13 protein-coding genes are annotated in these 13,974 nt (G+C 65.8%); 6 read left to right on the top strand and 7 right to left on the bottom strand.

The window, feature by feature from the left end; translation table 11 throughout:
- Positions 1 to 33: 33 nt before the first annotated feature.
- Positions 34 to 1,008, bottom strand: a complete 975-nt coding sequence (locus PDM28_RS06855; RefSeq protein ID WP_311184267.1) for an HlyD family secretion protein — start codon at positions 1,006 to 1,008, stop codon at positions 34 to 36.
- 408 nt (positions 1,009 to 1,416) lie between these two features.
- Between PDM28_RS06855 and PDM28_RS06850 the strand changes: the two genes are divergently transcribed.
- The 6 genes from PDM28_RS06850 to PDM28_RS06825 all read left to right on the top strand — a co-directional run bounded on the left by PDM28_RS06850 (position 1,417) and on the right by PDM28_RS06825 (position 6,814).
- A complete protein-coding gene (locus PDM28_RS06850) occupies positions 1,417 to 2,397 on the top strand; it encodes a PhoH family protein (protein ID WP_102945840.1) in 981 nt (326 codons plus the stop codon).
- Positions 2,398 to 2,496: 99 nt separating this feature from the next.
- Positions 2,497 to 2,982, top strand: a complete 486-nt coding sequence (gene ybeY, locus PDM28_RS06845; protein WP_102945841.1) for an rRNA maturation RNase YbeY — start codon at positions 2,497 to 2,499, stop codon at positions 2,980 to 2,982.
- 37 nt (positions 2,983 to 3,019) lie between these two features.
- Complete coding sequence (locus PDM28_RS06840; protein WP_311184662.1) at positions 3,020 to 3,646, top strand: hypothetical protein; 627 nt, start codon at positions 3,020 to 3,022, stop codon at positions 3,644 to 3,646.
- 64 nt (positions 3,647 to 3,710) lie between these two features.
- Positions 3,711 to 4,592, top strand: a complete 882-nt coding sequence (locus PDM28_RS06835; protein WP_102945842.1) for a CorC family transporter — start codon at positions 3,711 to 3,713, stop codon at positions 4,590 to 4,592.
- 23 nt (positions 4,593 to 4,615) lie between these two features.
- On the top strand, positions 4,616 to 5,809 hold the full coding sequence (locus PDM28_RS06830) for a lipoprotein N-acyltransferase Lnb domain-containing protein (protein WP_425507655.1): 1,194 nt from the start codon (positions 4,616 to 4,618) through the stop codon (positions 5,807 to 5,809).
- Between the two features lie 15 nt (positions 5,810 to 5,824).
- Positions 5,825 to 6,814 carry a magnesium and cobalt transport protein CorA gene (locus tag PDM28_RS06825; protein WP_425507642.1) on the top strand — a complete coding sequence of 330 codons (990 nt, stop codon included), beginning with the start codon at positions 5,825 to 5,827 and terminating at the stop codon, positions 6,812 to 6,814.
- A 109-nt stretch (positions 6,815 to 6,923) separates the two neighbouring features.
- On the opposite strand, the gene PDM28_RS06820 is transcribed toward PDM28_RS06825, so the two are convergent.
- The 6 genes from PDM28_RS06820 to PDM28_RS06795 form a co-directional block, all read right to left on the bottom strand.
- Positions 6,924 to 8,288, bottom strand: a complete 1,365-nt coding sequence (locus PDM28_RS06820) for an NAD-dependent succinate-semialdehyde dehydrogenase (RefSeq protein ID WP_311184264.1) — start codon at positions 8,286 to 8,288, stop codon at positions 6,924 to 6,926.
- Between the two features lie 175 nt (positions 8,289 to 8,463).
- A complete protein-coding gene (locus PDM28_RS06815) occupies positions 8,464 to 9,309 on the bottom strand; it encodes an ABC transporter permease subunit (RefSeq protein ID WP_102945846.1) in 846 nt (281 codons plus the stop codon).
- Complete coding sequence (locus PDM28_RS06810; protein ID WP_311184263.1) at positions 9,306 to 10,217, bottom strand: ABC transporter permease subunit; 912 nt, start codon at positions 10,215 to 10,217, stop codon at positions 9,306 to 9,308. Before PDM28_RS06810 ends, PDM28_RS06815 begins: the two co-directional genes overlap by 4 nt.
- The gene (locus PDM28_RS06805; RefSeq protein WP_311184262.1) at positions 10,214 to 11,347 is read right to left on the bottom strand and encodes an ABC transporter ATP-binding protein; all 1,134 of its coding nucleotides are present in this window, start codon (positions 11,345 to 11,347) and stop codon (positions 10,214 to 10,216) included. Before PDM28_RS06805 ends, PDM28_RS06810 begins: the two co-directional genes overlap by 4 nt.
- A gap of 202 nt (positions 11,348 to 11,549) precedes the next feature.
- The gene (locus tag PDM28_RS06800) at positions 11,550 to 12,437 is read right to left on the bottom strand and encodes a DMT family transporter (RefSeq protein ID WP_311184261.1); all 888 of its coding nucleotides are present in this window, start codon (positions 12,435 to 12,437) and stop codon (positions 11,550 to 11,552) included.
- A 24-nt stretch (positions 12,438 to 12,461) separates the two neighbouring features.
- Positions 12,462 to 13,334: an aspartyl/asparaginyl beta-hydroxylase domain-containing protein gene (locus tag PDM28_RS06795; RefSeq protein ID WP_311184260.1), complete on the bottom strand. Its 873-nt coding sequence runs from the start codon at positions 13,332 to 13,334 to the stop codon at positions 12,462 to 12,464.
- Positions 13,335 to 13,974: the final 640 nt, after the last annotated feature.

Below are 13,974 nucleotides of genomic sequence, written 5' to 3'. Positions count from 1 at the left end.
TATCGTCAGCTGCCTTACCGGGCGCGGTGGCGCTCAAAATTCGACCCGTACCGGCGCGCCTGCGGGGAGATCCGCCAAGGGCGCCCTGCCGTCGGCAGGGTCCAGTTCGATCTCGGCCAGCCAGCTCAGTCGCGAGACGTCCTCGCCACTGAGCGCGTAGTAAGGCGTAAAGGTCGGATCGCTGCGGATGCTGCGCACGCGACCCGGCAATGCGCCGTCGCGGCCCTGCAGGTGCACCTGCGCGGCCTGCCCGACCCGGACCTTCAGCCGCAGGGGTTCGGGCAGGTAGACCCGCGCATACGGGCGTTCGCCGACCAGCAGCACCACCAGCGGCGCACCGACCGGCGCCTGGTCGCCCAGCTTGTAGGGCAGCGCGTCGACCCGGCCGGCGCGCGGCGCGACCAGGTCGAGCTTGCGCAGGGTCACCGCCTGTGCGGCCACCTGCGCCTGCGCGGCCTGCAACGCGGCTTCGCCCTGCGCGACCTGCTCGACACGGGTGCCGTGCTCCAGCGCCAACAGCGCCTGCTCTGCCGCGCGCACTGCACCCTGCGCGCTGCCGGCTGCGGCGCGGGCGCGGTCCACGTCGGACGCGGCGACCAGCTGCTGGCGACCCAGCGGCTGCAGGCGACGGTAGTACGCCGAGGCGTCCACCGCCTCGGCGCGGGCGGACGCGAGCGTGGCGCGGGCCTGGTCGATGTCTTCGCGGCGGGGGCCATCGCGCAGTTCCCGCAGGGCCTCCCCGGCCTGGCTGGCCTGGGCCTCGAGCGCCTGCAGCTGGGCGGCGGTGCGGATCGGCTCCAGTTGCAGCAGCGCGGCGCCGGCCGCGACCTGCTGGCCTTCGCGCACACCGATGCCGACGATGGTTTCGGCGGCCGATGCGGGGACGGTGATGCGGTCCCACTCGAGGGTGCCGAGTGCGGCGGGCGGGGTGGGCTTGCAGCCGGACAGCGCGCAGCCGGCGATCGCCAGCAGGAGTCCACGCAGGGGCAGGTAGCGGGCTGCAGGCATCGGCGGATCCCGGGCGCGGTCAGGGCGGTGGTGGAAGTCATCACCTTGCGCATGCCCACGTGAAGGACGGGTCATCTCGATCACTGAAGCGTGGACGGTGGTCACTAAATGATCACGCTTTCGTAACCCTTGCGGTTGCTGGGGCGCGCGCGGTTATCCACATGTTTCTCCAGCAGCGGCCCACAAGCGGTGTGGAAAACCCGGGCGGTTGTGTCCATTTTTTGACCATGGGGTGGCGGGCGTTGCGGGAGTAGGTTCGTGGGGAACTATCCACAGGTTGCTGAAGTGCTGTTGCACAGTGGGTGTGGAGAAGTTCGGGCGTGTAGCGGCCGTCACCGGGGGCGCGCTACCCTGTCTGTCCCCTTTCATTACGCGGCACGGTCGTTGCGACTGCGGCCGCCGGACGCAATGACCGCACTGGCACACCGCGATTTCACCCTGGCCCCTGAAGACAACGAGCGCCTGGCCAACCTGGCCGGCCCATTCGACGAACACCTGCGCCAGATCGAACTGAAACTGGGCGTCGAGATCGCCAACCGCGGCCATGTGTTCCGGGTGACCGGGCCGAAGGCGGTGGCCGAAGAGGCGCAGGCGCTGATCGAAGCGCTGTACGTGGAGGCCGCCGACACCACCTTCGACAGCCACGCCATCCACCTGCGGCTCAACCAGGCCAATGTGGAGCAGCTGGTCGAGCGCAGCTACGAAGCGCAGGACGTGGCGATCAAGGTCAAGCGCGGCACGGTGCGCGGGCGTGGCGCCAACCAGGCGCGCTACCTGCACCAGATCGCCACCCATGACATCAACTTCGGCATCGGCCCGGCCGGCACTGGCAAGACCTTCCTGGCGGTAGCCAGCGCGGTCGATGCGCTCAACGAGTCGCGCGTGCAGCGGCTGATCCTGGTGCGCCCGGCGGTGGAGGCCGGCGAGAAGCTCGGCTTCCTGCCCGGCGACCTGAGCCAGAAGGTCGACCCGTACCTGCGCCCGCTGTACGACGCGCTGTATGAAATGCTGGGCGTGGAAAAAGTGGTCAAGCTGCTGGAGAAGAATGTCATCGAGATCGCGCCGCTGGCCTACATGCGCGGGCGTACCCTCAACGATGCCTACGTGATCCTGGACGAAGCGCAGAACACCACCGTGGAACAGATGAAGATGTTCCTGACCCGGCTGGGCTTCGGCTCCACCGCCGTGGTGACCGGCGACCTGACCCAGACCGACCTGCCCAAGCACGTGAAGTCCGGCCTGCGCGACGCGGTCGAGGTGCTGCGCGACGTGGACGGGGTGAGCTTCACCTTCTTCGAAGCGCGCGACGTGGTGCGCCACCCGCTGGTGGCGCGGATCGTGGGCGCGTATGACCGGCGGGATCTGCAGCAGGTCAAGCCGGACGCGTGAAGCATCCGGCGGCGCAGCCACGCGGGGCGTGGCTCTACCGCGCGTGGGGGCGTGCGCGTAATAATGGGCGTCTTCTGTCGTGAAACACCGGAATCTGCCATGACCAAGGGCCCCGTCCGCCTCGATGTTGCCGTCAGCTATGCCCTGCCCCGGGCCGGGTTGCCGTCGGCGGTGAGCTTCCGCAAGTGGGTGGCCGCCGCGCTGAAGGGCCGCATTCGCGAAGCCGACCTGGCGATCCGGGTGGTGGACGCGAAGGAAGGCCAGTCGCTGAACCGGCATTACCGGGGCAAGGACTACGCCACCAACGTGTTGAGCTTCCCGGCGGAACTGCCCGAAGGCCTGCCCAAGGGGGTCAAGTTCCCGCTGCTGGGCGACCTGGTGATCTGCGCCCCGGTGGTGGCCAGCGAGGCGGTCGAACAGGGCAAGGCGCTCAATGCGCACTACGCGCACCTGACCGTACACGGTGCGCTGCACCTGCTCGGCTGGGACCATGAGGACGACAAGGAAGCCGAGGCGATGGAGCAGCTGGAGCGCGAGATCCTGGCCGACCTCGGCATCGCCGACCCCTATGCCGGCGAGCGCTGAGCCCATGACGCTGCTGCGCACCGCCTGCCTGGGCCCGATGATCCTGGCCGCCGCACTGTCCTCCTCCCCGGTAAAGGCAGCTCCGCAGGCGCCCGCCCCCGAGGCGTCCGCCAGCACGACGCCACGCCTGGACCTGGCCGCCCTGATCGAATGCCGCCAGCGCGTGGCCGACTATGACGCCGTGGCCGGCGTGGTGGCCGACCCGCTCAAAGCGGTGGCCAACGGCATGGCGCCGCTGCCGCAGACCAACCAGTTCATGAGCGAGTTCCGCCTGGCCACGCCGCTGACGGTGTTCGACCAGCGCACCGAGCTGGTCACCGTGTCCGGCGCCAGCATCATGGCGATCCTGGACGTGGCCGACCCGCGCCCGCTGGCCAAGGCCTTGAAGCTGGAAGACGGGGTCGACAACCCGGACAAGTTCATGGCCGGCCGCGAAGTGGTCGCCCGCGACGTGACCGATCCGCGCACCGGGGAGCCGATGATCGAGTCCATCATCCTCAGCGTGTCCACGGTCAAGACCCACCCGGGCAAGACCCTGGCCGGCTGCACCTACAGCCTGGACCTGCCGGCCGAGGACGAGCAGGCGCCGACGCCTGCGGAGACCCCTGCCGCGCCGACCGGGACCCTGCCCCCGTCCGTGAACACCCCGGTGGACCAGCGCTGACAGCGGCCCGCATCCTGCTATATTGGCCCCAACGCCCGGCTCGCCGGGTGCCTTTTTTGCAGAGATGTCTGAAGACGACAGTAGTAGCTCCCTCCCGGAGCAAAATGAAAAGAAGCGCAGCTGGCTGGAACGCCTGACCTCTGCCTTCTCCGGCGAACCCCACACCCGCGACGAGCTGGTGGCGGTCCTGCACACCGCGCACGACGACGGCCTGGTTGCCGCCGACACCCTGCGGATGATGGAAGGCGCGATCTCGGTGGCCGAGCTCACCGTAGGCGACGTGATGATCTCGCGTTCGCAGATGGTCTCGCTGCCGGTGGAAGCCCCCTTCCTGGAACTGATGAAGCAGGTGGTCGAATCCGGCCATTCGCGCTTCCCGGTGCACGGCGACAACAAGGACGACATCCTGGGCGTGCTGCTGGCCAAGGACCTGCTGCGCGGCGTGGTCGCCGACAACGGGCCGGCCAACGTGCGCGAGCTGCTGCGCCCGGCGGTGCTGATCCCCGAGGCCAAGAAGCTCAACGTGCTGCTCAAGGAATTCCGCCTGTCGCGCAACCACATGGCGATCGTGGTCGACGAGTACGGCGGCGTTGCCGGACTGGTCACCATCGAGGACGTGCTGGAGCAGATCGTCGGCGAGATCGACGACGAGCACGACGAGGCCGAGGACCACACCGCGCAGATCGCGATCCAGGCCGACGGCCAGTACGTGGTCGACGCGCTGACCCCGATCGAGGACTTCAACGAGCGCTTCGGCGCCGGGTTCTCCGACGACGACTACGACACCATCGGTGGCCTGGTCACCGAGGCGATCGGGCACCTGCCCGAAACCGGCGATGAGCTCACCCTGGACCGCTTCGTGTTCCGGGTGGCCCGTGCCGACGCGCGCCGCGTGCAGGCGTTCCACGTGACCGTGCTGCCGCCCGACATCTCCATCGAGGATTGACCCACGCCATGCGGCCCCTGCTGATGCGGTGGCCGTTGTGCCGCCTGTTGTTCCTGCTGGTGCTGGCCAGCCTGTCGTCGTTTGCGGTGGCCGAAACGCCACCGCCGCGGATCGGCATCGTCACCATGCAGCCCGGCTCGATCTTCTTCGAGCGCTTCGGGCATGACGCCATCGTGGTAGTCGACCCGGTAACCGGCGCGGCCACCTCGTACAACTTCGGCTACTTCGATCCCGGCGAACCGGATTTCATCAGCCGCTTCATCCGCGGCGACATGATGTACTACCTGGTGGCGCTGCCGCTGGAGCAGGACCTGTCGTACTACCAGGAGAGCGGCCGCGGCGCCAACCTGCAGTGGCTGGACCTCAGTCCGGAGCAGGCGCGTACCCTCGCCGCTTCGCTCGCCGAACGCGCCAAGCCTGAAAACGCGCGCTACCGCTACGACTACTACACCGCCAACTGCGCCACCATGGTCCGCGATGCGATCGATGGTGCGCTCGGCGGCGGACTGCATTCGCAGCTGTCCGGCCGCTCGCGCGGCAACACCTACCGCAGCGAATCGGTGCGGCTGGCCTCGCCGGCGCCGTGGATGTGGCTGGGCTTCGACATCGGCCTGGGGCCGTTCGCCGACCAGCCGCTGTCGCGCTGGCAGGAAGCGTTCGTGCCGATGCGCCTGGCTGCGGCCCTGCGCGAAGTACGCAACAGCGAAGGTCGCCCGCTGGTGCAGTCCGAACAGGAACTGCTGCCGCACCGGATCGCACCGGAGCCGGCGGAGTTCGCGCGCCGCTGGTGGCCGTGGCTGCTGTGCGGGCTGGTGCTGGCTGCCGGCGTGGTCGCGCTGCGTCGCCGGCCGCGCCTGCTCGGTGGGCTGGCCCTGCCGCTGTGGCTGTTCTGCGGCATTGCCGGCGCGCTGCTGACCTTCCTGTGGGGCTTCAGCGCGCACCATGCCGCCTGGGCCAACCGCAACCTGCTGCAGCTGTCGCCGCTGTGCCTGCTGCTGCTGCCGGGCGCGGTCACCCTGCTGCGCGGGCGCACCCCGCGCGCGCGGTTCCGGGTGCTGCTGTGGGCGGTGGCGGCGCTGTCCGCGCTCGGGCTGGTGCTGCACTGGCTGACCCTGCAGCCGCAGATCAATCTGCAGTGGATCGTGCTGCTGCTGCCGGTTCATGTGGCGCTGGCGTGGGTGCTGGGCCGTCGTGACCTGGCTGTCACGGGTCGCTGACGCAGGATGTCGTCCATGGAAAGCCCTGCCAATCCCACCTGCGTCATCAACTGCGTGCACTACGACGACCAGGGCAAGCGCCACGACATCGCGCTGGATGACATCAGCGATGTGATCGCCAGCAACAACGGGTTCGTCTGGGTGGGACTGTACGACCCGGCCGATTCGGTGCTGCTCAAGCTGCAGGAAGAGTTCTGCCTGCACGACCTGGCCATCGACGACGCGCGCAACGCGCACCAGCGCCCGAAGGTGGAGGCCTACGGCAATACGCTGTTCGTGGTGGTCACCACCGCGCAGCGGGTGCACGACCGCATCGAGTATGGCGAAACCCACGCGTTCCTCGGCCCCCGCTTCCTGGTCACGGTGCGTCATGGCGCGTCGTTGTCGTATGCGCCGGTGCGGGCCCGGGTCGAGCGCGAGCCGCAGCTGCTGACCATGGGGGCCTCGTACTGCCTGTACGGCGTACTGGATTTCGTGGTCGACAACTACCTGCCGATCACCACCGACTTCCGCGACACCCTGGATTCGCTGGAGAAGGACATCTTCGCCGACAGCTACCAGCGCAGCACCGTGGTGCGCCTGTATGAGCTCAAGCGCGAACTCAACAAGATGCGGATGGCGGTGGCGCCGCTGCAGGACGTGCTGGCGCAGCTGCGCCGCTACCCCGGCGAGCTGATCCCCGACGAAGTGAAGCTGTACATCCGCGACGTGCACGACCATGCGGTGCGGATCAGCGATGTGATCGACACCCTTCGCGAGATGCTGGGCACGGCGCTGAACGTGAACCTGTCGCTGGTGACGCTGGCGCAGGGCGAGACGGTGAAGCGGTTGGGTGCCTGGGCGGCGTTGTTGGCCGCGCCTACGTTGATCACCAGCTGGTATGGCATGAATTTCGCGCACATGCCGGAGCTGGACAAGTCGTGGGCGTATCCGGCGATGATCGTGGGGGTTGGGGCGGTGTGTGTCGGGTTGTATTGGTTGTTCAAGCGGGCGAAGTGGTTGTAGACCGCCTGGGCCGGCCAACGGCCGGCGCTACCCGTGGAAACACGCCCACCCCTCGGTAGCGTCGGCCGTTGGCCGACCCAGGCGATGCCATGTCTCGCGACGCAATCCGTCAGGCGACGTAAACCGTCTTGATGTTCATGAACTCGTGGATGCCATGGTCGGCCAATTCGCGCCCGAACCCTGAGCGCTTGCTGCCGCCGAATGGCAGGCGTACGTCGCTCTTGACGATGGCGTTGACGAACGCCGCACCGCACTCCAGGCGCTTGGCGATGCCTTCGCCGCGCACGGGGTCGCCACTCCACACGCTGCCACCCAGCCCGAAGGTGCTGTCGTTGGCCACGCGCAGCGCGTCGGCGTCATCGTGCACGCGCAGGATCGCGGCCACCGGGCCGAACAGCTCCTCGTCATAGGCCGGCATGCCCGGCACCACGTTGTCCAGGATCGTGGCCGGGTAGCCGGCGTGGGTGCCGGGCACCGGTTCGCCACCGAGCAGCACCGTGGCCCCGGCCGCAACGCTGGCCTGGACCTGCTTGTGCAGTTCCTCGCGCAGGTCGGCACGCGCCATCGGCGCCAGGGTGGTTTTTTCGTCCTGCGGGTCGCCGTACACGCGTGCCGCCGCGGCCGCGACGAATTTCTCCACGAACGCGTCGGCAATCGCGTCGACCACGATGAAACGCTTGGCCGCGATGCAGGTCTGGCCGCTGTTGTCGAAGCGCGACTTCACAGCGGCAGCCACGGTCTTGTCCAGGTCGGCGTCGTCCAGCACCACGAAGGCGTCGCTGCCGCCCAGTTCCATCACGCACTTCTTGAGCTGGTCGCCGGCATTGGCCGCGATGGAGCGCCCTGCCCGCTCGCTGCCGGTCAGGGTGACCGCCTTGACCCGCTTGTCGCGCAGCACCTCGGCGGCCTGGTCGTTGTCGATGTGCAGCACATCGAACACGCCGTCTGGCAAGCCGCCGTCGCGGCACACCGCCAGGATCAGGTCGGCGCACTGCGGCACGTTGCTGGCGTGCTTGAGCAGTGCCACGTTGCCGGCCATGAATGCCGGAGCAAGAAAGCGGAACACCTGCCAGATCGGGAAGTTCCACGGCATCACCGCGAACACGCAGCCGATCGGCTCGTAGCGCACGTAGCTGCGCTGGGCTTCAGTATCGATCAGCTGCGGCTTGAGGTAGTCGGCGGCGTGGTCGGCGTAGTACTCGCAGGCCTGCGCGCACTTCTCCACCTCGGCCAGCGCCTCCCCCTTGAGCTTGCCCATCTCGGTGGTCATGGCGTGCTGGATGTCGTCTTTGCGCGCGCGCAGCTGGGCGGCGATACCGCGCAGGATCGTGCCGCGCGCCTGCAGCGTCTGTGCCGCCCACTGCGGGAAGGCCCCGGCGGCGGCGGCCAGGCGCTGTTCGACCTCGGCGGCCTTCAGCAGTTCATGGCGGTAGGTCACCAGGCCGGTGGCGGGATTGACGATTTCGACGGTCATCGCGGTGCTCCGAAAGACAGGGCACCAGTGTGCGCCTGCCCTTGTGAGCCGGATGTTGCTGGAACTGGCGAAGCACGTTCCGCAGGTGCGACACAGCGTCGCGAACGGCGGCCGGGCAGAGCCCGGCGCTACGATGCAGCGTCCACCGGTAGTGCCGGTCTCTGCCCGGCAGGAATCACGCGGGGTCCTGCAACGCCATCTGCATGTCGCGCTGGCGGCGTTTTTCGCTGCGCGAGGTGATGAACCAGCCCACCACCGCCGCCACCGATACGGCCAGCACCATCAGCGTGGCCAGCGCGTTGATCTCCGGCTTGATGCCCATGCGCACCGAGGCGAACACCTTCATCGGCAGGGTGGTCGAATTCGGCCCCGCCACGAAGCTGGCGATCACCACGTCGTCCAGCGACAGCGTGAAGGCGAGCAGCCAGCCGGCCACCAGCGCCGGTGCGATGATCGGCAGGGTGATCTGGAAGAACACCTTCAGGCGGCTGGCGCCCAGGTCCATCGCCGCCTCTTCCAGGGAACGGTCCAGCTCCTGCAGGCGCGAGGACACGATCACCGTCACGAAGGACAGCGTGAAGGTCACGTGCGCGATCCAGATGCTGCCCACGCCGCGGCTGGGGAAGCCGGGAATACCGCCCATCGCCACCAGCAGCGTCATCAGCGAGAAGCCCAGGATCACTTCGGGCATCACCAGCGGCGCGGTGATCAGCGCCCCGAACATGGTCTTGCCGGGGAAGCGCTTGAAGCGCGTCATCACCATCGCGGCCATGGTGCCCAGCACCGTCGCAGCGCTGGCGGTCCAGAACGCCACCTTCAGGCTGATCCACAGCGCATCGAGGATCTGCCGGTTGTTGAACAGCTCGCCGTACCATCGCGTGGAAAAGCCCGACCACACCGTGGCCAGCTTGGACGCGTTGAACGAATAGATCATCAACAGCAGGATCGGCAGGTACAGGAAGGCAAAGCCCAGCCCGAGGACCGTCCAGCCCAGCCAGCGGCTGCGGCGCACCATGCTCATGTCAGCTTCCCTTCCAACTCACGCTGCTGCACCCGGTTGAACAGCAGGATCGGCACCAGCAGCAGGGCCAGCATCACGATCGCCACCGCCGAGGCGGTCGGCCAGTCGCGGTTGTTGAAGAACTCGCCCCACAGCACGCGGCCGATCATCAGCGTGTCCGGCCCGCCGAGCATTTCCGGAATCACGAATTCGCCCACCGCCGGAATCATCACCAGCATGCAGCCGGCGATGATGCCGGTGCGCGACAGCGGCAGCGTGATGCGCAGGAACGCCTGCCACGGCCTGGCGCCGAGGTCGTAGGCCGCCTCCAGCAGGCGGTTGTCCAGCTTGACCAGGTTGGCATACAGCGGCAGCACCATGAACGGCAGGTAGCAGTACACGATGCCGATGTACGCGGCGGTGGGTGTGTACAGGATCTGCAGCGGCGCGTCGATCAGGCCGATCTTCAGCAGCAGCTGGTTGAGCAGGCCGTTGCGGTCGAGGATGCCGATCCACGCGTATACGCGGATCAGGAACGAGGTCCACGACGGCAGCACCACCAGCATCATCGCCACGTTGCGCGCGGCCGGCGACATCCGCGAGATCACGTACGCCATCGGGTAGCCGATCAGCAGCGTGAACAGCGTGGCGATCACCGCGATCTTGATCGAGCTCAGGTAGGCCAGCGCGTACTGGCTGTCCTTCACCAGCGCCGCGTAGTTGCCCAGGTGCAGCTTGAGCGAGAACGCACCGTCCACGTATTCCAGCAGCCAGGTGTACGGCGGCGAGCCGACCTGGGTGCGGGCGAACGAGATCATCAGGATGATCACGAACGGCACCGCGAAGAACAGCAGCAGCCACAGGTAGGGCGCGGCGATCACGCCGCTGCGCGTACCCGGGAGCCAGCGCTTCCAGCCGGTGGCGTTCATGCGGTGAGCACCACGCCGTCGTTGTCGCGCCAGTGCACCCAGACGCTGTCGCCCCAGGTCAGGCCGTCGCTGGCCCAGCGCTGCGAATTGGCAAAGTTGGACAGCACCTTGGCGCCGCTGGGCAGCCGCACGTGGTAGACCGAGTGGCTGCCGAAGTAGGCGATCTCTTCGATCACGCCCTGCGCCTTGTTGGTGTCGCCGGCCGGTTCGTCCTTGCCGATCATCACCTTCTCCGGGCGCAGCGCGAACGCCACCTCCTGCCCTTCGTAGCAGGTGATGCCATGCGCGACGTAGATCGGGGACGGGAACAGCGGGGTGCGCACGGTCACGTACTCGGGCAGGTCTTCGTCGATTACCCCTTCGAACAGGTTGACCGAGCCGATGAAGCCGGCCACGAAGCGGTTGGACGGCTGCTCATAGATCTCGTCCGGTTTGCCCACCTGCTGGATCCAGCCTGCGTCCATGACCGCGATGCGGGTGGCCATGGTCATCGCTTCTTCCTGGTCGTGGGTGACCATCACGCAGGTCACGCCCGAGGTTTCGATGATGTAGACCAGCTCAAGCTGCATCTGCGAGCGCAGCTTCTTGTCCAGCGCGCCCATCGGCTCGTCCAGCAGCAGCAGCTTGGGCCCCTTGGCCAGCGAGCGCGCCAGCGCCACGCGCTGCTGCTGGCCGCCGGACAGCTGGTGCGGTTTGCGCTTGGCCAGCTTCTGCAGCTGCACCAGGTCCAGCATTTCGCCGACCCGGCGCTGGATGGCGTCGCGGGCCAGCCCGTCCTGCTTCAGGCCGAAGGCGATGTTCTGCTCCACGGTCATGTGCGGGAACAGCGCATAGGACTGGAACATCATGTTGATCGGCCGCTGGTACGGCGGCAGCGCGTCGATGCGCTGGCCGTCCAGCTGGATGCTGCCGGCGGTGGGGGTCTCGAAGCCGCCCAGGCAGCGCAGCAGGGTCGACTTGCCGCTGCCCGACCCGCCCAGCAGGGCGAAAATCTCGCCCTTGCGCACGTCCAGGTTGACGTCGTCGACCGCGACGAAGCCGTCGAATTCCTTGCGCAGCGCGCGGATGGACAGATAGCCCGGCTCCAGGACCGGGACGACCTCACCTTCCGGCTTGGCTTCAAATGGCATGGGCAGCGGCTCCGAGAGCGGCATCAGGTGGGGAATGGGCCATTTTAGCGACCGTTGGCGACAGCTGCGATACCGGATCGGGGCAACGAGCACCTACCTTGCCCCTCCCGGCCCCCTGGCAAACCCTAGCCGGTCACCCGCTGAACCTGTGTGAACGTCCCGGACCCAGGCGCACCGCCGATCGAGCCGCTGGCGGTCCGGGTCAGCCCCTTGACGTCCGTTTGACCGAGCTCGATCCTGTTTGATGCCTGCGATAGAGAATGATCGAAGTCACTACAAGAAGAGCGCCCGCCACTGTCATCAAGGACACGCTCTGCCCGAACATCAAGTAGTCAAATGCAAGCGCCACGGCGGGTACCAAGTAGAACAATGATCCGACCTTGCCCGCAGAATCATGCTTGAGCATGTAGAGCAGAAGCAGTGTTGCGCCCGTGGAAACCACGACGATCATCCACGAGGCAGCCAGCACGAATTTCGCCCCCGGCGCCCAAAGAGCATCAGTGAACAGCATCACAACCAGAAAAACCACAGCTGCAACCAAGCTTTGGTGAAACGAGGACGCCAGCGGGTGTACGGTAACGCGTTGCTGGAGGACAGAACCTGCGCTGATCGAAGCGACGGACAGGACACCGAACGCTGCACCTGAAAAGCCCAGCCCGCCGATCTCACGTGATCCTGCAACTGAAACGGCCAGGCCCAGGAATCCGCAAGCCAGCAGCAGATACCCCTTGACGCCGGCATCCTCCCGGCCGATCAGCGAAGCAAGAATGGGCTGAAGTCCAAGAATGATGGCCAACAAGCCCGGAGACATTCCCTCACTGATGGCAAGAAAGAAGGCGCCTTGATAAGCGACCTGCAGAAGAACACCAGCCGCCAATATCTTCCCTAGAACCGCGGCAGGGTATCCGAACAGCCTGGCAGCAATCTGCCCCCTGAATGCAAAAATGCAGACTGTGGTGAGCACCAGAAAGGCCCCCACTGCCCTGACCGCCAGGAATGGCCAGACTGACACTTCTTCAAGTCCCAGCTTCACGAACACAGCGCCGCTGCCCCACATTACGAGGAACGCAAACGGCGCAAGCTTCAGCATGACGTTCGACCTATCCACAGCAACTCACTGCGAATCGAGGGAGAAACGTTCATTCATGCCACGGGCCTCCAGGAGATATCTCTTCATCCCCCTGAGCCGCTCGGCAACATCGGCACTCGCAACTGGGGACGCCAACGCTGCCTTGATCAGCCAGTCATAGCAGGATTCAATTGGGACGTTGAATCGAAAGTGGACCTTCGCAGCTTCAAGAATCTGCTGTTTTATGGCGCCGGCATCAATGCCATGTGTGAAGGTATCAAGCATCTCACTCAGAGTATTCGACGGCAGGCTGGGCCTCAGCACGTGGATGTCGCGGGAGCTGCTCGCAACCTGCGCAGATGCGGCGAAAATTTCGTCCTCTGCGAACGCGCCATCGAAAGCGAAGTCGAGACAGATGAACATCCTGCTCTCGCTCGAGAAGTTCACGGCTGCATGGCTGACCGCTGCATCCAGGAACCAGACCTCCCCCGGCTTCATCTGGAACACTCCGGACTCATCCGAGTGATAAGAATCCAGGTTCAGCTCAATCGGAATGAAGACGCGGAAGTAGGAAACATTGGGATCAAGCTCTACAAAGTCTCGATGCGGAATGACGAGACCTGAGATCAAATTCCTGGCACGAACCATCTTGACCAACGATAGATCAAAGTTGTCGGAGAGCATCCTGGCGATCGACGGACATCCACTCATGTACTCAGTGGGCTTCGCAACGTCGCAATTGCGGTACTGCGTGTCATCAGTTCGCCCGGACCCGTTATAGAGCGATAGGTTCTTCCAGTACCCGAAAGCGAATTCGTCGTATTCCTCCGGACTTTTCTCAATGGCGTTCAGAAACGCTACGTCCGTACTGAAGTCGTACGAATCCAAGTTGATCTTGCCAATGATGCGTGAGGTCATAATCTTTGATCCTGTAACGTAGATGGCGGCTCACTGCACTATCAAATATTGACCAGAGCAGCGGGGCGATTTCTACCATGATCAACCTCACCTCAAGGATCGCAATTGCACTCATCCAATGCATTCGATCATTTCTGTGCAGCCGTTCCTGTTCGCAAGGAGATGCGGTTCGCAAATCCAGGGCACGACCCTCCGTCTCAGCACACCAACACATGACGCTAACCGCCTGGCGACTGGTCGTCCGTCAGACACCCCCTACTTCGACAGCGTAGAACACCGGAACTCGCGCTGCGCCGTCCCTGGCAAGCTGCCAGACGAAGTCGACAGCACAAACCATTCCCCAGGAGTCTTTCGAGCGAGCAGGTCACGTCACTGGGAGGTCGACTTCTGCACCTTTCTCGAACATGTGGATACACCCCCTTGACCTGCTGCCCCTACAGCGGCTGATGGAAGGGTCCAAAAACGTTGGAGCGGGTGACGTTTCCGATCACGGAACATGCGGGAAAACGCGGGATGTTGACCGGCGACACACCTGCGCGGCTCCGATCCGCAGAAGGGCTGGCAGCATCACATTCTGGTTCTCCCCGCGTTGACCCGTTTCGCCAGCGACCACGACATTCCCCGGTCATCCAAGGATCGA

This window comes from Stenotrophomonas aracearum (assembly GCF_031834615.1).
Taxonomy (GTDB): Bacteria; Pseudomonadota; Gammaproteobacteria; order Xanthomonadales; family Xanthomonadaceae; genus Stenotrophomonas; species Stenotrophomonas aracearum.
The sequence above is the reverse complement of the archived record's forward strand: the minus strand, read 5'-3'. Positions and strand labels throughout refer to the sequence as shown.